Genomic DNA, 19,592 nt, shown 5'->3' with positions numbered 1-19,592 from the left:
GAGGTCGCGCATTATGAAGTCGATATTTAAGGTAACGACTTGTTCTTATGTGTCACGTTCGCCGTGTGGTGGGCAAGTCGCTAAAATTTCACGTCGGCCACTCTCTTTGACTTCCTCTAAAATGACATCAAACCCCCATAAACGGTAAAGGTGTTTTAGTACCTCATGACAGCTTTGATCTAAAGGAATTCTATCGTGTGGAACGTGTTGAAGCGTCAGTGAACGATCACCACGTACATCCACGTTATAAACTTGAATATTCGGTTCTAAATTACTGAGATTGTACTGTGCCGCAAGCTTTTCACGGATGGCGTGATAGCCAATATCATCGTGAATGGCACTAACTTCAATAAAATTCTTGCGATCGTCATCCACAATGGCAAACAGCTTGAAATCGCGCATTACTTTAGGTGAAAGATACTGGCTAATGAAGCTCTCGTCCTTAAAGTTGTGCATAGCAAAATGAAGCGCATCTAACCATTCTGTGCCAGCAAGCTCAGGAAACCATTCCCTATCTTCATCGGTTGGCTCTTCACAAATACGTTTAATATCTCGGAACATAGCAAAGCCAAGTGCATATGGATTGATGCCACTAAAATAGGGGCTGTTGTAAGAAGGTTGTGCGACGACACTGGTGTGGCTGTGTAGAAACTCAAGAATGAATTTCTCAGAAACAAAACCTTCATCATAAAGGTGATTCAAGATAGTGTAGTGCCAGAATGTGGCCCAGCCTTCATTCATCACTTGCGTCTGTTTTTGTGGGTAAAAATATTGGCTTATTTTCCTCACAATACGAACGATCTCCCGTTGCCATGGCTCAAGCAGTGGCGCATGTTTCTCAATGAAATAAAGAATGTTTTCTTGTGGCTCACTTGGAAAACGAACTTTAAGATCTTCTTCTTTGGTTTTTGCTTTGGGCACGGTGCGCCACAGTTCATTAACTTGTGATTGTAGATAAGCTTCGCGCTCTTCTTGACGTGCTTTTTCTTCTGCTATCGATATTTTTTCAGGTCGTTTATAGCGGTCAACACCATAATTCATTAACGCATGGCATGAGTCGAGCAGCGATTCGACTTCGGGTACGCCATATTTTTCTTCGCATTCTGAAATGTAGTTTTTGGCAAACAAGAGATAGTCAATGATAGAGCTCGCATCCGTCCAAGTTTGGAAAAGGTAGTTGCCTTTGAAAAACGAGTTGTGTCCATAGCAAGCGTGCGCCATCACTAAGGCTTGCATGGTGACGGTGTTTTCTTCCATCAAATAGGCAATGCATGGGTCTGAGTTAATCACGATCTCATACGCGAGCCCCATTTGGCCATGTTTGTAACCTTGTTCCGTTTGAATAAATTTTTTGCCAAATGACCAGTGGCTGTAATTAATCGGCATGCCAATGCTGGAGTAGGCATCCATCATCTGCTCGGAGGTAATAACTTCAATTTGATTGGGGTAAGTATCGAGACGATAAAACTCAGCTACCCGGCGTATTTCAGTATGGTATTTCTCCAAAAGCTCAAACGTCCAGTCAGGTCCGTCTGGTAACAATTTGCTCTTGCGTTTTGAAGTACCTTTCGCTTTTGTTGTCATTAGTATGCCTCCCTAAGCTGTTTCCTTTTGGAATAGCTCCCTAAATACAGGGAATATGTCATCCACGGTGCGAATGTTTTTAATCGCAAAATTGCCAAATGAGGGTTGTAATTTTTCGTACTCGTGCCACAAGGTTTGGTGTGAGCGACGAGTGATTTCAATATAAGCGTAATACTGGCAATATGGCAGAAGCTTATTGGTGAGGAGTTCTTTACAACGAGGCGAATCATCAGCCCAGTTATCACCATCGGATGCTTGAGCTGCGTAGATATTCCATTCGCCGAGAGGGTAGCGTTGTTCAATGATTTCATGCATTAATTTCAGTGCGCTAGAAACAATCGTGCCGCCGGTCTCTTGAGAGTAGAAGAACTCGTGCTCATCCACCTCTTTGGCTTGCGTATGGTGACGAATAAACACCACTTCGACATTTTCATAAGTGCGAGTTAAAAATAGATACAGCAACACGTAAAAACGTTTGGCAATATCTTTAGTCGCTTGATCCATTGAACCCGACACATCCATTAAGCAGAACATAACAGCTTGGCTCGATGGAATGGGGCGCTTTTCAAAGTTTTTGAAACGCAGGTCAAACGTATCAATAAACGGCACACTTTCAATTTTTTTACGCAACGCTTCGATTTCTTGTTTAAGTCGCTTCTCTTCTAATACTTGAGCGGGCTCTCTATTTTGAATGCGCAGTAACTCTTCTTCTAATTCCCCCATTAAACGACGTTTTCCCGCTGTCATTGCGGTGCGGCGAGCTAGTGATTGTTGCAAAGAGCGAACTACAGCAATGTTCGACGGTACACCTGCCGTTTTGAAACCCGCGCGATGAGTTTTCCATTCTGTAATCTTATTGATTTGATTTTTTTCTAGATTAGGCAATTCCAGATCTTCAAACAGTAGATCAAGATATTCATCTTTAGATATTTGGAAAATAAATTCATCTTGGCCTTCGCCATCAGCACTCGCATCACCTTGTCCTGAACCATTGCCTTGTCCGCCACCTTTAGGTCTCTCAATTTTATCACCAGTAATAAACTGGTCATTACCCGGGTGAACCCGTTCTTTCAGGCCGCCTTTTCCTTGATGAAACACGGGTTCTTTGATGTCGTGATTTGGGATCGACACATCTTCGCCAGACTCGGTGTTGGTGATGGAGCGACGATTCACTGCGTCTGCAACAGATTCTTTGATCTGCTCTTTATGACGGCGTAAAAAGCGTTGTCTATTGACCGCGCTTTTGTTTTTACCGTTCAATCTTCTATCGATAAATTGCGCCATGAGTATCCCCTTGAAAACGTCACCTTTACGTTAGCCATTGTTGGTATGGCTAACGCATGTACAGGTTTTGGTTTGCTTGAAGTTAAGAAGATTTACGGACGCGTAAATACCACTCAGACAACAGCCTTACTTGTTTTTCTGTATAACCTTTCTCCATCATACGAGCGACAAAATCGTCGTGTTTTTTCTGATCATCAGATGAGGTTTTGGCATTAAAAGAGATAACAGGAAGTAGCTCTTCGGTATTTGAGAACATTTTTTTCTCAATGACGGTACGCAGTTTTTCGTAACTGGTCCAAACCGGATTTTGTCCATTGTTGTGCGCTTTCGCACGCAGTACAAAATTGACGATTTCATTTCGGAAATCTTTCGGGTTACTAATGCCTGCTGTTTTCTCGATTTTTTCTAACTCGTTATTGAGCGATGAACGATCGAAAAGTTGGCCAGTTTCAGGATCACGATACTCTTGGTCTTGGATCCAGAAATCAGCATAAGTAACGTAGCGGTCAAAAATATTTTGACCATATTCAGAATAAGATTCCAAATAAGCCGTTTGAATCTCTTTACCAATGAACTCGACATAACGAGGCACTAAGTAGCCTTTTAAAAACTCCATATATCGTTCAGCGATTTCTTGAGGGAACTGCTCGCGTTCAACTTGCTGTTCGATGACATAGAACAGATGAACGGGGTTAGCCGCAACTTCCGTTTGGTCAAAGTTGAATACGCGCGACAGTATTTTAAAGGCAAAGCGAGTCGATAAACCAGACATACCTTCGTCAACACCTGCGTAGTCACGATACTCTTGATAGCTTTTTGCTTTTGGATCGGTATCTTTTAGCGTTTCACCATCGTAGACGCGCATTTTGGAGAAGAGTGACGAGTTTTCCGGCACTTTTAGGCGCGAGAGGATACTAAATTGACCAAGTAATTCTAGTGTGCTTGGTGAGCATGGCGCTTTGGATAGTTCACTGTGTTCAAGCAGTTTTTGGTAAATTTTCACTTCTTCCGAGACGCGTAAACAGTAAGGGACTTTAACGATATAAACCCGGTCCAAAAACGCTTCGTTGTTTTTGTTGTTACGGAATGTCTGCCACTCTGATTCGTTTGAGTGCGCTAAAATCATGCCATCAAAGGGTAGGGCGGATAACCCTTCTGTCCCGTTGAAGTTTCCTTCTTGCGTGGCGGTTAAGAGTGGGTGAAGCACCTTAATTGGCGCTTTGAACATCTCAACAAACTCCATTAACCCTTGGTTGGCTTTACAGAGTGCACCGGAATAGCTATATGCATCGGGGTCATCTTGCGAGAAATGCTCGAGTTTTCGAATATCCACTTTCCCAACCAGTGACGAAATGTCTTGGTTGTTTTCATCACCGGGTTCTGTTTTTGCGACGGCAATTTGATCGAGAATTGAAGGTCGTACTTTGACGACTTTGAATTTGGAAATATCGCCACCAAACTCGTGTAAGCGTTTGGCCGCCCAAGGTGATGTAATTGAGCGTAAATAGCGTTTTTCTATCCCATATTCCTGCTTGAGGATTTCGCCATCTTCAACCACATCAAACAGACAAAATGGGTGGTCATTGACTGGGCTACGAACGCCATTTGCAGACAAAACATAAATAGGCATTTGTTGCATTAAAGCTTTGAGTTTCTCCGCCAGTGAAGATTTACCGCCACCAACTGGACCGAGTAGATAGAGAATTTGTTTTCTTTCTTCTAAACCTTGGGCAGCGTGTTTGAGGTAGGAAACAATCTGTTCTATGGCTTCTTCCATGCCATAGAAATCCTCAAAAGTTTTATAACGAGAAATCACCCGGTTAGAGAAAATGCGACTCAATCGGGGGTGTTTTGCTGTGTCTATCAGCTCAGGCTCACCAATCGCCATTAACAGCCGCTCTGCTGCATTGGCATAAGCACTTTTATCTTCTTTACACAGAGCTAAAAACTCTTGCAGTGATAGCTCTTCATCCTTGGCGGCTTCATAGCGTGCCTGAAAGTGGTCAAAAATACTCATAGTGAATTCCCCTCTGAAAACTGTCTAACTGACAACACCGCTTAAAAACACAAATTAATAACAATTTAAGACTAGTCCGAGTTTGACAATTTTGCTTAACAATTATGTGTTTATTTAAATTTCGTGACAGTAATAACGTCGAGCAGGTTGAACTATTTAGTGTGTGAATATCAAGAGTTCGAGGGATAAGTTGGTGTTGGAGTTAATAACTGCGAGGGGGAATGTAAAAAAGACGCAGTGTCTGCGTCTTTTCATCTTTCGTCAGCCTACCTTGCTAGGTATTAAAATTTAGGCATTAAAAATTTGTGTAAATTCTGCGGTTGACAAATGGTATTGGCGAGGACAATTACGCCAAGCCGTTAACATGCGACGATATTTATCTGACATTGGCATTTGGCTGTTGAAGTGGTGATCGGCTTTATCAAATTGTGGGTAAAGCCCTTCAGACTCAACCAAGAAACGCACGTAATGAACGCGTTGTGACTCTTTAGCGATATCAAACCCTAAAAAGTGCAGGCGGCGCTGATCCACATTTTTGCTTTCTGCATCGGAGAGCATTTTGTGTGATTCTTGCATGGCGTGATACATCTCCATGATGTCGATCACTTCGCGACACTCCGCTTCGGTCAAGCAGCCAAATTCTTTGTTGAGTTCTCGCATTTGCAGTTCATAACCACGTTCTACAATGGTTTGTAACCGCTTGTATTTTTTGGCGTTGTTGGGATCCATCTGTGACATCAAAAAATACTGATTAGATAGAATCAGTCGTTGAGCGTTGGTCATTTCCATGGAGGTAGCCTCACTAAATTTTATGTTCTATTTGATGGCATAAGGTTAACAGCAATTATCGACAATGAAACATGATCTCAACACGGATTTAATATGGAAAGTATAAAATGTGTGCAATTCTTGTCACTTTTTGTGTAAGCGGTTATAGATATAATCTTTGTCGGAAAAGACACGCAACCATTCCGGCTTAAATACGGATAGTATCGCTAACGCCATACCATTGAGCAGCCCTTCTGGGAAAGCGAGTAAAGGAACAAAAATTAGGTAATTATCGCGGATGACTTGCCAGCCATGTTGCCCAAGAAGCAATTGATAAGCGGTGTTAATGGCCAAATGCAGGCTACCCGTCAGGCCGCCATTTAAAAAACCAGCCACAAAAATAAACACAAAAATGTTGCGCGGTAGATAATGATAACTCAAAGCAAACAAAGCATAACTAACTAGGATTGGCAGTAGCGATGATAGTAGTAAGTATTCGGGGATGTTAAAGAAGGCCAGTTTACCGACCACCGCCAGTGCGAATGTAACAGGAATAGTTATAACAAATGCGCAGCGCCAGCCAAACATCATCGTGAGGGTTGTTAAACCGAGAAAATGGATAGGCAATCCTTCGGTCACTCCGGCTTGAGCTAACCACAAAAGAAAAAGCGCAAAAGAGGCAAAATAGGTGAGATGCTGAAAGGATTTCTCGGCCTTAAACTTTGTCCAAAATGAGTATTTAAAATCGCGAAGGGTCGTTAACCCAACAAGTAGCAGGAGCAATAGCACCGCAAGTTGTTCCAGCTGCATGGCTAGCCTCTCTATAAAAATACCAGCATTATGCTGGCATTTTTATGGTTATTAAATCAAGCAATCAATATTTTATGTTTGAGTGATACTGAGCTAAGATCCCAACGATTTTGTCCATGGTCTCTTTTGACGGCGGATTCACACCTTCTAATGGGTATTCTAGCCCCATTGCTTCCCATTTATGAGCGCCCAATTTGTGATAAGGCAGCAGCTCTACTTTCTCGATGTTATCCATATCTTTAATAAAATCACCAAGCATATGAGCCGCTTCTTCGTCATCAGTGTAGCCAGGAACAATCACATAACGGATCCACGTTTTTTTACCTATGGTGTGTAAGTAGCGCGCGAAATCTAAGGTTCGCTTATTCGACACACCAATAAAATCATGGTGGATCTCATCTTTCATGTGTTTGATGTCTAACATCACTAAATCAGTGGCATCGAGTACTTCATCAATCACGTCTGTGTGTTTGCGAATATAACCGTTGGTATCTAAGCAGGTGTGAATGCCCTCAGCTTGCGCTGCGCGGAATAAATCACGAACAAATTCAGGTTGAAGCATAGCTTCACCGCCTGAGCAGGTAATTCCGCCGCCAGAGGCTTTCATAAAATGGCGATAAGATTTTGCTTCGGTAATGATTTCTTCAACAGTCACTTCCTTGCCTTCATGGGTGTCCCATGTGTCACGATTATGACAATACATACAACGCATTAGGCAGCCTTGCATAAAAACAATGAAGCGAATTCCAGGGCCATCTACCGTGCCACAAGACTCAAAAGAATGAATACGACCAGTTGTTGACATCAGTTCATCTCGAATAGGTTATTTGCCCGTTATTTTATTACAAATAGTAGGGATTAAGTAGGGTTAATGTGCAATTGCCGCCGCATATCCTAAACCATATGTTGTGGCTCAAAATGAATGTCATGAAATTCTGCACATTGACTACACTGTATAGAAATAAGAACTCGTTGAATGCGATAGGGTTTAAATAAGGAATAGTTCATGGATGTACAGTTTTCTCAAAAGCAAAAAATCAGTCTATTTTTAGTTATCCTTTGTGTTGGTTTTTTAGGTTTAGGGATTTATACCGCAAAGAGCTTGATGGGAATGGATGAACAGTATCGCTCCAGTGGCGAAGTGGCATCCGGTTCTGTGGCGATATTTACTACTCAAGCAAATTTGTTGTCGCTTGCATCAGAGCTAAACAACATGCAAGGCAATCAGGTCAACTCGATTTTGAATAAATTGGATCAGTTGATGGGAGAGGTGAATGCTAATGTTGCTTTCCTGCAAAAGACCAATTTTGCTCAAGAAGGGGAAGTGTTGCTCAAGGCGGCCAAACAATTTGACCAATTTTTGCGTCCTTGGTTGCAAGTGAAATCAGAGGTGGGTTTCAACGTTAACGAAGGTAAGCTGGGTGAGCTGAAAACGTTGGCCACCACGATAGAGAAAAAGATAGATGAGACGGGGATGGTTACAATCAACTCGGATTTTCAAGCCATGGTTAAGGCGCAGCAAAATTATTTATTAGAACCCACGGAGCAAAACTTAAAACTGTTTAATCGTGCTATGGCCAGTTTCGTCAATATGTCTGATTCTTATTCGATGTTGGATCTGTATGAAAAAGAGATACAACAATTTAAACAGGCTTTTTTACGTGTGAGTGAACTGTCTCAGCAATTGCAAGTGATGGAGAAACAAAGAGGCGATACAGAGGCGCAAGTTAAGTCGGTGATTCAAGATATTTCAACCAAGCTTTCCGCGTTGAGTGAGCAATATCAGTTGGCCGCAAAAACGACCGCATCGCAAACACAGTGGTCTGTATTGGCGGCCTGTGCGTTACTTGCCATATTGACCATTGCTATTTTCCTTACCTTTAGTTTTTCTCTTTCTCGTTCTTTGTCGCAAACAATTCACGTGTTGAACAATATCTCGCGTGGCGATTTGTCACGCCGTATGCCGATGACGAATAACGAAAAGGACGAATTCAATCAACTGGCATTGGCCATTAACCAAAGCTGTGAAAATTTAGGGAAATTGGTGAGTGGTGTGCAGAAAAGCAGTGAAGCCTTGTCTGGTGATGCCGCGTCACTGAATGTTGGATTAGATACTTTGGTGACAAATCAATCTGACGTTTTGGGACAAACGCAATTATTGGCATCGGCCACAGAAGAGGTCAGCGTGACGACCCAAGAAGTCTCCAATTCATTGGAGTTCGTTGCGGAACTCAGCAAATCTTCTATGCAAAGCGCAGAAGAGGGAGGAAAAGTGATTTCCGTTGCTATTACGTCACTGGTTGAGGTTGGTAAAATCCTAAGCTCGGCCGCAGGCCACATTCATCAACTTGAACAAGCTTCTGCAAAAGTAGACTCGGTGATGGACATCATTAATGGTATTGCCGAGCAGACTAACTTATTGGCACTCAATGCCGCAATTGAAGCGGCGAGAGCGGGAGAGCAAGGTCGTGGCTTTGCTGTTGTCGCTGATGAAGTTCGAAGTTTAGCGGTAAGAACGGTCAATGCCGTGGCCGAAATTTCCGGCACTATTGATACTATGCAAAAGGAAAGTGCGGAAGTAATCACTTATATTGCGCAATCTGAGCAGTCTATGCAGAGTGGGCAAGAGAAAGGTAATGAGGCAATACAGGCCATCGCGCAAATTATCAAAAAAGCAGATGAAGCGGCGAATAAAACAGAAGCCATTTTTGCATCGATCCGAGATTTGGCGACGACTAGCCATTCAATGGCAGATAATATGATACAAATATCTCGAGCCATGAAAGCCTTGGAAGAGAACAATGAACAGTTAAGAGCAACCAGCCAGATTGTGGATAAACGCTCTAGCAGCCTAAGTGTAGACTGCCAAAGTTTCACCATATAATTTCAGTTTGCTAAACGTTAGAAAAAAGCAAAAAGAGAAATATTACCGACACCGTGAATGGAGTTTTTGTCTTCCTTATACTCAGGTGTGTTTGCGGTGAACGTTAAACTCGCACCGACTTGTTGAATATACCAAGCCGCACCAACTACGGCGGTCGCCTGAAGATTTTCCAAGTTAACTTGGTAATATTTAGATGGGTGATCCAATCCGTTTAAAGGCCTATCTCCTTCGATGGTAATGTCATTGAAGCGATAGCGTCCTTCTACACCTCCGAATAGAAACCATCCAGTATCCGAGGCACCAATCATCCCTGCCGAGAAAGGGTTTTCTGCACTGATTTGAGCACTGCCAAAGTTACCCGCAAGATCGGTCCCCCAACGCATCATAAAACCTGTGGAGAGATCACTGCGAAAGTTACCTACATTGACCTCTGAAACGTTGGAAAGCTCAACGTCAGTTCCTGCATAGCTGCGGTATCGTGCCAGATTAAAGTGAGACAGATAACCCACGCTGCCGACGATTTTTTCCTCTACTTGGTAGGCCCAGCCATTGGGTTCGTCAGATTTAGTGATGCTGTGCACTAACTTTTGCGCTTTCTCAGAAAGCGCAGCATCTCCGGTGGTTCCAATGGTTAAATTTGCCCGCGTGGCTTGTTGGGGATGCAAACTAATATAGTTAAGCTCGGTGTGTAAATACCCAGCGTAAGGTCGTTCATTCGGCTCTGGTTTGGTGAGAGAAATCTCCGAAGGAGTCCACATTTTGTGGCCAATGCTGATCTCCCATTTGTCCAATGGGGCCGCTCCCCAAACAGAAAGGCTGAGTGGTTTAGCCCACCAATATGGAGCAATCGCCCCTGAGGTGTAGCTTAAAAATAAACCATTGGTGTAGTCGCGATCTACGCCAAATACGCCATCGTTATCGAGGTTAAAAGCAACCGTTGCGTGTTGAGAGGCCAGCGCAGAAGCACTGAGTAACGTCAATGGAAGAATGTGAAATAGCTTCATACGAACACTGCAGAGTATAGACAAGCCCTAATCATATAGGAAAGATGCGCTATTCAGTTGATAAATAGGCAATTGAATCAAAATAAATGTGGTAAGCGTAACATTTGTGGCCGATGCATTGCGCATTTTTGATTTCTGAGTATAAAAAAAGCCCCACTCATCGAGCAGGGCTTAACTATTTTGCTAGTAATTTAACTGAAATTATAGAGATTCAGTGAAAGTACGTGCAATAACGTCAGCTTGTTGTTCAGCAGTCAGTGAGTTAAAACGCACAGCATAGCCAGATACACGAATGGTTAGCTGAGGGTATTTCTCAGGGTGTTTAACCGCATCTTCTAAAGTTTCGCGATTAAGCACGTTCACGTTTAGGTGTTGGCCACCCTCAATGCCTGCTTCATGGTGGAAGTAACCATCCATCAGGCCAGCAAGGTTTGCACGTTGACTTGCTTCTTCTTTGCCTAACGCATTTGGAACGATAGAGAAAGTATAAGAAATACCATCTTGTGCATCAGCAAACGGTAGTTTCGCTACTGAAGTCAATGATGCTACTGCACCTTTTTCATCACGGCCATGCATTGGGTTTGCACCCGGTGCGAAAGGCATACCAGCACGACGACCATCAGGTGTGTTACCTGTTTTCTTACCATATACCACGTTTGAAGTGATAGTCAGGATAGACTGAGTTGGAATTGCATCACGGTACATCTTAAGTTTACGGATTTTGCCCATAAACGTAGAAACAAGTTGGCATGCGATGTCATCAACGCGGGCGTCATTGTTACCAAATTTAGGATAATCACCTTCGATTTCGAAATCGATCGCTAGGCCATCTTCGTCACGAATTGGCTTAACTTTTGCGTATTTGATTGCTGATAGAGAGTCAGCAGCAACAGACAGGCCAGCAATACCACATGCCATCGTACGTTTAACGTCACGATCATGCAGTGCCATTAGCGCGGCTTCATAGCTGTATTTGTCGTGCATGTAGTGAATGCTGTTTAGTGCGGTCACATATTGCTTCGCCAACCAATCCATGAAGTGGTCCATTTTTGCCCACAGTTCGTCATAGTCAAGATACTCACCTGCGATCTTGTCCATTTTAGGACCAACTTGGATTTTCAACTTCTCATCAATACCACCGTTGATGGTGTAAAGCATGGTTTTAGCAAGGTTTGCACGCGCTCCGAAGAACTGCATTTGTTTACCTACAACCATTGGCGATACACAACATGCGATAGCATAGTCGTCAGAGTTCATGTCTGGACGCATTAAATCGTCGTTTTCGTACTGGATAGATGAAGTATCGATAGATACTTTTGCACAGAAACGTTTAAAGCCGTCAGGTAGCTGCTCAGACCAAAGTACAGTGATGTTTGGCTCTGGAGAAGGACCCATAGTGTATAGGCTGTTTAGGAAACGGAAGTTAGAACGCGTAACGAGTGTACGACCGTCAAGACCCATACCACCCATTGATTCTGTTGCCCAAATTGGGTCGCCAGAGAATAGTTCATCGTATTCAGGAGTACGTAGGAAACGAACCATACGCAGCTTCATTACGAAGTGGTCGATCATTTCTTGAGCTTGTACTTCAGTGATTTTACCCGCTTCTAGATCACGTTGGATGAAGATATCTAGGAAAGTCGAAGTACGACCTAGCGACATTGCCGCACCGTTTTGTGATTTAACAGCAGCTAGATAGCCGAAGTAAGTCCACTGGATAGCTTCTTGTGCAGTTTCTGCTGGGCGAGAGATGTCAAAACCGTATTTTTCAGCCATTTTTTTCATTTGGCCAAGTGCGCGGTGTTGTTCTGCAATTTCTTCACGAAGTTGCATCGTTGCCGTTAGATCTTCGCCGTTCTCAAAACGCTCTTGTAGAGAAGTGAATTGAGCAAGCTTATCCTTCATTAGGAAATCAATACCGTAAAGTGCTACGCGACGGTAGTCACCAATGATACGGCCACGACCATAAGCATCAGGAAGGCCCGTCAGAACACCAGACTTACGACACGCTAGGATATCAGGAGTGTAGATATCGAAAACGCCAGCGTTGTGAGTTTTACGGTACTCTGAGTAGATTTTTGAAATCATAGGGTCAAGAGTTCTACCGTATGCTTTGCAAGAACCTTCAACCATACGCACACCACCGTTAGGGATGATAGCGCGCTTAAGTGGTTTCTCAGTTTGTAGACCCACGATAGTTTCAAGATCTTTTTCGATGTAGCCTGCATCGTGAGCAGTGATGGTAGAAATAACGTCAGTATCGAAATCGACAGGGGCCTTAGTCGCGTTTTCCTGTTTGATACCTTCCATTACTTTAGCCCAAAGCTTGTTTGTCGCTTCAGTACCTTCAGAAACTAGGAAAGATTCGTCACCTTCATACGGCGTATAGTTCTTTTGAATAAAATCACGAACGTTAACTTCGTTTTGCCACTCACCTGCAACAAAACTTTCCCAAGCTTTAGCAAATTGCTCTGCCATGACATACCTACCTTTTTAGTAGAAAAAACACGTACCGTCTTCACCGTTGAGCCAGTTATCCTCGAAAGGAGCAGTACACTCTATTAATACAATATCTATATTCACACTATTCAATTATCTGAATATAGATATTGTGCTTTTAAGCCTTGAATGCAAGATTAGACTAAAATTTTTTTGCAAACCTTAAACTAAATCAATAAAAGTTAAATTTTTCAAATAAAGTTTGGGTAGTGCGAGCACTACCCAAATTCGTATTAGTCCAAGCTCATTATAGCCAAGCTTTTAAACCGTATTGGTTTTCAAGCATACCAACCGCAAGCATAGCAATTAAACAGATGATCAGCACACCACCTGGAATGATGATTTTGTCGATAAAAGACAGCTTTGATGCACGTTCTTTGTCGCCAATTAGGCCATTGTTATCGAGTAGCATGGTCAATGCCCACGCTAGAACAGGGTTGACCACAGCGCTACCAAAGATACAGATGCCCGCTGCTTGTGAATCTTTTGTGTTTCTTACCATTTGCATACCCGCTTCTAGTAAAGGAAGAAATACCCCTACTAATAGAGCAATACGCATCACTGGAGGCCAAACCGCTACGTCCATAGGGAAGCCAAGGATAGCAATAGTCATGACCAATAAACCTAAGATGATGGCACCACCAGGAATTGGGCGTTTAGCAATCGCCGCTGGGATCATATACGTTCCCCATGACGATGTGATATTACCACCACCAAGTGCTGTACCTACCATTTGACGAATTGAACACATGGTCATTGTGTCATCAACATCCATCAGTACTTTTTCAGTTCTCTTTGGATAGTTCAATTCTTGGAAAATTCGGTGACCAAGGAAATCTGGTGACCACATCGCAACGGCCAAAATAGCAAAGGGCAATGAGGCGATAAAGTGTTCTACTGTTGGCAAACCAAGCATCCAACCTTCAGTGGTTGAGCCCCACCAGTAAACAGGATTAAGGTTAGGTAAGCCCATTTGAGTTTCAAATTGAAGATCAAAGCCAGTACCGAATAAAAGCGCAATCGCAAGCCCTGTCATTGCACAGACAGGAATTGCTAACCAACGCATGTTGATTTTTGCAAGAAATGCATACAGCACAATATTGACACCTAAAACCACTAGGCCAACGTAACCTAAGCTGCCTGCGGCGACATCGGCCGATTGCAAACTGGTAGCCCAAGTTTGGATAGAACCAATTTGGCTCATTGTTCCGGTAAAGCCGAGGAAGATAAGCAACCCGCCTGCGGTTCCCTCGGAGGTTAGATTGACCAGTTTCGAGCCTCCTTTAAAGTAACTTAAGAGAAGACCAAAAACGCCAAGCAAAATTGCCAATGCCAAAGGGTGTGCACCGGCTAATGCGATTGAGCCGATAAGAGGGATCATTGGGCCATGGTTGCCAGCTAAGTTGGCTTTTGGGTTTAAGAAACCAGAGGCAATAACACAGAAGAAGAGGGCAGGAAATAACATCTCTACACGTGCAACTTCAATCGCGAAGTCTTTACCTAGATGAATGTGATCCCATGCTTGGGTTAGGCCATCAGCCCAAGACATCATTACCGCTGAGTACATGGCGATGATGCCGATTGTGCCCGCGATGGCTGGTACAAAATCTTCAAGTTCAAAACGGAAGTCACGACCAGGTAAGTTCAAACCAAAGCGACGGGGCTTCATGATTTGCAGTTCGTGGTCTAGGTAATCTGAACGGCTTGCAAACTCAGATGCTGGACGATGCAGCTCTTTATAGCTTTTCGTCTCGATTTCTGAGCGCTCATTGTTGACTACGTCTGGCATAGATTCCTCATATTTTTAAAAGTTAGTAATTCGTACTGAATCCTAGTAATCCGCGAAGAAGCGGTAATGTTTTTAATTGAATATGTAGCACATCTCATATGTGCTTGCATAACAACAACTAAAAAAGAGAGTGTGGTTATTTATACAACCTTATCTTTGCTCGCGAGTTTAGCTTGCTTATCCTTTAGGGTGATTGATCTTGATCACTTTAAGAATAAATGTGAAAGAAAACTACAGCAGCCTAATGAAAACGGGGGGTTGAGCCGTTACTTGCTTGAAATAAGTTTTCACATTGTGATGTTTGTAAAAGAGTTTCAATGATATTAATGACCTTAAATATCTTATGAATCTAGGTGTACTTTATACATGAATAGGTTGTCTATTTTTAAGTAAATGTTAATGAAATGAGTTAACTGTTAATTGCTTGATGTGCCATTTATATGCGCCATACGGAGAAGTATTGGCTAAAATGTGAATTTTTAATCAGATAAAATAACTAAATATCCTTATTTTGCAGGTTAATAATTTGTTGCATGTTTTCGGTGTGAATGCTAGTTTGTATCAAAAATGGGAGTTGGAATACTCTGCAGTAGCAAATACAGGGAGTTAAGCGCAATGACTGATGTACCGGCGCTGAATATTAAAGAGCTGCACAAAACCTTTGGTCAAAACGAAGTACTAAAAGGAATCTCGCTAGAAGCTCGTAAGGGTGATGTGATCTCCATTATTGGTTCTTCTGGCTCGGGAAAAAGTACCTTTCTTAGATGCATCAATTTACTTGAAACACCAACCTCTGGTGATATTTGGGTCAATGGTGAACTCATTCAAATGAAAAAAAATCGGCAAGGTGAAGCTTCACCTGTGAGTGAAAAGCAGGTGCAACGAATTCGCTCACGCCTTGCTATGGTATTTCAGGGATTTAACCTTTGGTCGCACATGACGGTGTTAGAAAACGTTATTGAAGCACCAATTCATGTGTTAGGAGTACCGAAAGCACGAGCCATCGAGAGTGCTGAGGTGCTGCTAAAAAAAGTCGGCCTGTATGAACGTAAAGACTATTATCCTGGTCACCTTTCTGGTGGGCAACAACAACGTGCGGCGATTGCTAGAGCGTTAGCCGTGGAGCCAGAAGTCATGCTGTTTGATGAGCCCACTTCTGCACTTGATCCTGAATTGGTGGGTGAAGTGTTGGGTGTTATGAGAGACTTGGCAGAAGAAGGCCGTACTATGCTGGTAGTGACTCATGAAATGGCCTTTGCTCGCGATGTTTCAAACCATGTGATGTTCTTGCACCAAGGTTTAGTGGAAGAGCAAGGAGATCCAGCCATCCTGTTCACCCAGCCTAAATCTGAACGGTTAAAACAATTTATATCCTCTATTTATTAATGTGTTCATTATGTTGTGGTATTCGCCACGGCATAAATATTAAGCAAAACCAACATAAACATAGCATGATAAATAAGTAAGACCTCAATCACAGGAGTATGGAAATGAAAAAGTGGTTATTAGTTGCAGCCGTTGCTGCTAGTGCAATGACTGGTATGGCCCAAGCGAAAGAATGGAAGACGGTTCGTTTTGGTATAGAAGGGGCTTATCCTCCTTTTAGCTGGACAGAGGCTGATGGATCTCTCAAAGGCTTTGATGTTGATATGGCCAATGCGTTGTGCAAGGAGATGAAAGTGGAATGTAAAATCGTTCCACAAGACTGGGATGGCATTATCCCATCACTGCTCGCACGTAAATATGACGCGATTATTGCAGCCATGTCGATTACCGACGAGCGCAAGAAAAAAGTCGATTTCACTGGTAAGTACGCATTAATTCCCAATAAATTTATCGCCAAGAAGGGAGCCGCGTTGGATTTTTCTAAAGAAGGTCTAAAAGGGGTGAAAATTGGTGTACAACGTGCAACAACGCACGATAAGTATCTTACTGATAATTATGGCGATGCAGTTGAAATTGTCCGTTATGGTTCATTTGATGAAGCCTATCTTGACCTAGCCAATGGTCGTATTGCGGCAGTATTGGGTGATGCCTCTGCCTTGGAAGAGGGTGTGCTTAACAAAGCGGGCGGCGAAGCGTATGAGTTCGTCGGCCCATCATTAACCGATCCGAAATGGTTTGGCGATGGTTTTGGTATTGCGGTTCGTAAACAAGACAAAGATCTCACTCAAAAACTTGATATGGCGATTAAATCTCTTCGTCAACAAGGGATTTACCAAGAAATTGCGACCAAATACTTTAATTACGATGTATACGGTGAATAAGCTGTAACATCATATCTTACCCATATAATTAGAAGGTGAGAGTGAGCCGAGCATATGAATATGTTTATCGATCACTCTGTAATTAGGACTGGTTAGCTCAGTTGACTCCACCTTCTCAATTATGATGGGAATCCATTGATTCTTAACGGCTGGATCCTAGTTCCAGAAGTACCCAGCCGTTAAATTCTCCAGGGACTAGGGATGAATTATGTTGGACCTACACGGATATGAAGCCTCAATTTTGAAGGGAGCGGTGCTGACCATTGAAGTTGCCGTGCTCTCTTTATTACTTGCCATGTTACTTGGCATGTTAGGTGCGCTAGCCAAGCTTGCACCTTACCGTTGGGCAAGAGCCATTGCCACTCTTTATACGACCATCATTCGCGGTATTCCAGACCTTGTGTTAATGATGCTTATTTTCTTTGGCGGTCAAATATTGTTGAATAATAGCCTTTATTCAATCAACGAATGGCTAAACAATTGGTTTATGGCAAGTGACCCGAGCCATGAATGGACCGCTTATCTCCCCGATTATATTGATGTTAGCCCTTTCATTGCTGGAATACTAACCATAGGTTTCATTTTCGGTGCCTATATGGCTGAAACCTTTCGTGGCGCTATTATGGCGGTTGATAAAGGAGAGATGGAAGCGGCGAAAGCGTATGGTATGAGTTCTACCTTAGCATTTAGACGCATTTTGCTTCCTCAAATGGTTCGTCATGCATTGCCAGGATTTGGTAACAACTGGTTGGTATTGCTCAAAACGACGGCACTTGTTTCCATTATTGGATTAGAAGATATGGTCAGAGTCAGCTCACTCGCGGCGGGTTCGACAAAAATGCCATTCACCTTTTATATGGCTGTCTCAGTGATCTTCCTTTTCTTTACCAGTGTATCAACCGGTCTTCTCAAATTGGTTGAGCGCAAGTTTAGCATTCACACGAGGTAAATATGGATTTTTCCCTTATTGCTCAAAGCCTACCAATTTATTTTAGTGGGCTATGGACAACGGTTTGGCTGGTGGGGTTGTCGTTAATCATCGGTTTGAGCCTTGCCATCCCCTTAGCGATTGCTAGAAATAGCCACAACTATTTTATTCGTACTCCAGCATGGACTTATACCTACTTTTTTCGTGGTACACCGTTATTGGTCCAGCTTTATCTCATCTACTATGGAATGGATCAATTTTTCCCGGTGAAAGATACCTTGTGGGAAAACGCTTGGTTTTGCGCGTTGGTTGCTTTTGTTCTCAATACGTCCGCCTACACGGCTGAAATTATTCGCGGTGCGATCAATGGGTTGCCGAAAGGCGAAGTTGAAGCGGCGAAGGCATACGGAATGAGTACTTGGAAAACGTATCGACGAATTATTCTACCGAGTGCGTTAAGGCGCGCACTGCCCGCTTATAGTAATGAAGTTATCTTCATGCTCCACGGTTCTGCGGTTGCTGGTATTGTTACCATTATGGATTTAACGGGGGCTGCGCGTTTAGTGAACTCTCGTTATTATGCTCCATTCGAGTCATTTTTAACCGCAGGTTTGTTCTATATGGGCTTGACCTTCATTATTTTGTTCTGCTTCAAACAGGCTGAAAAACGCTTCTTAGCTTATTTGCGCCCATTAAGCTGAAGGGCTGCGAGTAGCATGTTGTACCGAGTTTGTTTCTATAATCAAGGCATAGATTAAAATAAGAAGCGCGCTGAATGCGCGCTTCTTATTGGCACGTTACTTTCTGTTCCTACAAAGAAAAACTGGACCAAATTGGCGCGTGATCAGAAGGTTTTTCTATTCCTCGAAGTTCATAGTCGATGCCGGCCTCTTGGCATTTTTTTGCTAGGTTCGGGGTCGCTAAAATGACGTCGATTCGTAGCCCGCGGTTATCATCAAAGCCGCGTGAGCGATAATCAAACCACGAAAATTGATCATTTACATCCGGATTTAACTGACGGAATGTGTCAACAAAACCCCAGTCCATTAAAGTTTGTAACCATTCGCGCTCTTCAGGTTGGAAAGAGCATTTTCCCGTTTGCAACCAGCGTTTTCTATTGGCTTCACCAATCCCAATATCCAAGTCGATAGGGCTGATGTTAATGTCTCCCATTACAATTATTTGTTCGTCAGGGGAATGATGTGTCGTTAAGTAACCCATTAGATCTTTATAAAACTGACGCTTATAGGGGTATTTTGTTTCATGGGAAATATTCTCCCCTTGAGGAAAATAGCCGTTGAGTATGGTTGTTTTTTGGCCGTTGTCATCTTCAAAAGTGGCCATAATCATGCGTTTTTGATGATCTTCATTATCGCTAGGAAAGCCTTTCTGTACTGAAATGGGTTCCTTCTTACACAACATGGCGACGCCATAATGTGCTTTTTGACCATGAAAATAGACGTGGTAGCCCATGGCTTCAACATCCTCAAGAGGAAAAGCGTCATCGTGTACTTTGATTTCTTGAAGTCCAATGACATCAGGTTGATGCTTATCAATAATCGCTTGCAGTTGATGAAGGCGAGCTCTCAAACCGTTGATGTTAAAACTGATGACTTTCATAAGGGATCCTTAAGATGAGTTGTGCGCAAGATGTTACCATTTCAAGGCGCAAGGACAAGACGAAAAGCGAATCAATTGTAATACGTAAATTTTTTGAATAGTCAGAAAGGATATTTTTATTAACATTTATGTAAACTT

Annotated in this window: 15 protein-coding genes; 5 read left to right on the top strand and 10 right to left on the bottom strand. The window is 42.8% G+C overall.

Annotated elements, in window-relative coordinates; translation table 11 throughout:
- Nucleotides 1–45: 45 nt before the first annotated feature.
- The 6 genes from AACV12_RS03000 to pflA all read right to left on the bottom strand — a co-directional run bounded on the left by AACV12_RS03000 (nt 46) and on the right by pflA (nt 7,268).
- Nucleotides 46–1,584 carry a SpoVR family protein gene (locus AACV12_RS03000; RefSeq protein WP_013856538.1) on the bottom strand — a complete coding sequence of 513 codons (1,539 nt, stop codon included), beginning with the start codon at nt 1,582–1,584 and terminating at the stop codon, nt 46–48.
- Between the two features lie 12 nt (nt 1,585–1,596).
- Nucleotides 1,597–2,868 carry a YeaH/YhbH family protein gene (locus tag AACV12_RS02995; RefSeq protein WP_017042294.1) on the bottom strand — a complete coding sequence of 424 codons (1,272 nt, stop codon included), beginning with the start codon at nt 2,866–2,868 and terminating at the stop codon, nt 1,597–1,599.
- Between the two features lie 82 nt (nt 2,869–2,950).
- Nucleotides 2,951–4,885 (bottom strand): PrkA family serine protein kinase, encoded by a 1,935-nt coding sequence (locus AACV12_RS02990; protein ID WP_013856540.1) that lies wholly within the window; start codon nt 4,883–4,885, stop codon nt 2,951–2,953.
- A 288-nt stretch (nt 4,886–5,173) separates the two neighbouring features.
- Nucleotides 5,174–5,674, bottom strand: a complete 501-nt coding sequence (locus AACV12_RS02985; RefSeq protein WP_013856541.1) for a YfbU family protein — start codon at nt 5,672–5,674, stop codon at nt 5,174–5,176.
- Between the two features lie 123 nt (nt 5,675–5,797).
- On the bottom strand, nt 5,798–6,463 hold the full coding sequence (locus AACV12_RS02980) for an energy-coupling factor ABC transporter permease (RefSeq protein WP_170899907.1): 666 nt from the start codon (nt 6,461–6,463) through the stop codon (nt 5,798–5,800).
- Between the two features lie 64 nt (nt 6,464–6,527).
- Nucleotides 6,528–7,268, bottom strand: a complete 741-nt coding sequence (gene pflA / locus AACV12_RS02975; protein ID WP_013856543.1) for a pyruvate formate lyase 1-activating protein — start codon at nt 7,266–7,268, stop codon at nt 6,528–6,530.
- 201 nt (nt 7,269–7,469) lie between these two features.
- Between pflA and AACV12_RS02970 the strand changes: the two genes are divergently transcribed.
- Nucleotides 7,470–9,347: a methyl-accepting chemotaxis protein gene (locus AACV12_RS02970; protein ID WP_017048071.1), complete on the top strand. Its 1,878-nt coding sequence runs from the start codon at nt 7,470–7,472 to the stop codon at nt 9,345–9,347.
- 17 nt (nt 9,348–9,364) lie between these two features.
- Here AACV12_RS02970 and AACV12_RS02965 read toward each other — a convergent pair whose 3' ends face one another.
- From AACV12_RS02965 to AACV12_RS02955, 3 genes are all read right to left on the bottom strand, one after another.
- The gene (locus AACV12_RS02965; RefSeq protein WP_170899906.1) at nt 9,365–10,351 is read right to left on the bottom strand and encodes a lipid A deacylase LpxR family protein; all 987 of its coding nucleotides are present in this window, start codon (nt 10,349–10,351) and stop codon (nt 9,365–9,367) included.
- A 201-nt stretch (nt 10,352–10,552) separates the two neighbouring features.
- Nucleotides 10,553–12,829, bottom strand: a complete 2,277-nt coding sequence (pflB, locus tag AACV12_RS02960; RefSeq protein WP_013856546.1) for a formate C-acetyltransferase — start codon at nt 12,827–12,829, stop codon at nt 10,553–10,555.
- Between the two features lie 268 nt (nt 12,830–13,097).
- Nucleotides 13,098–14,639, bottom strand: a complete 1,542-nt coding sequence (locus tag AACV12_RS02955) for a DUF3360 family protein (RefSeq protein WP_017042289.1) — start codon at nt 14,637–14,639, stop codon at nt 13,098–13,100.
- Between the two features lie 615 nt (nt 14,640–15,254).
- Between AACV12_RS02955 and AACV12_RS02950 the strand changes: the two genes are divergently transcribed.
- The 4 genes from AACV12_RS02950 (at nt 15,255) to AACV12_RS02935 (ending at nt 18,535) form a co-directional block, all read left to right on the top strand.
- Nucleotides 15,255–16,025 (top strand): ABC transporter ATP-binding protein, encoded by a 771-nt coding sequence (locus AACV12_RS02950; RefSeq protein ID WP_013856548.1) that lies wholly within the window; start codon nt 15,255–15,257, stop codon nt 16,023–16,025.
- Nucleotides 16,026–16,129: 104 nt separating this feature from the next.
- The gene (locus tag AACV12_RS02945) at nt 16,130–16,906 is read left to right on the top strand and encodes an ABC transporter substrate-binding protein (RefSeq protein ID WP_026028918.1); all 777 of its coding nucleotides are present in this window, start codon (nt 16,130–16,132) and stop codon (nt 16,904–16,906) included.
- Between the two features lie 208 nt (nt 16,907–17,114).
- Complete coding sequence (locus AACV12_RS02940; RefSeq protein WP_013856550.1) at nt 17,115–17,855, top strand: ABC transporter permease; 741 nt, start codon at nt 17,115–17,117, stop codon at nt 17,853–17,855.
- Nucleotides 17,856–17,857: 2 nt separating this feature from the next.
- Nucleotides 17,858–18,535, top strand: coding sequence for an ABC transporter permease (locus tag AACV12_RS02935; protein WP_019282050.1), 678 nt, complete (start codon nt 17,858–17,860; stop codon nt 18,533–18,535).
- Nucleotides 18,536–18,644: 109 nt separating this feature from the next.
- Here AACV12_RS02935 and xthA read toward each other — a convergent pair whose 3' ends face one another.
- Nucleotides 18,645–19,454 (bottom strand): exodeoxyribonuclease III, encoded by an 810-nt coding sequence (gene xthA / locus AACV12_RS02930; RefSeq protein ID WP_069212014.1) that lies wholly within the window; start codon nt 19,452–19,454, stop codon nt 18,645–18,647.
- Nucleotides 19,455–19,592 lie beyond the last annotated feature (138 nt).

The organism is Vibrio sp. 2-2(8) (assembly GCF_963888495.1).
GTDB lineage: Bacteria > Pseudomonadota > Gammaproteobacteria > Enterobacterales > Vibrionaceae > Vibrio > Vibrio anguillarum.
The sequence above is the reverse complement of the archived record's forward strand: the minus strand, read 5'-3'. Positions and strand labels throughout refer to the sequence as shown.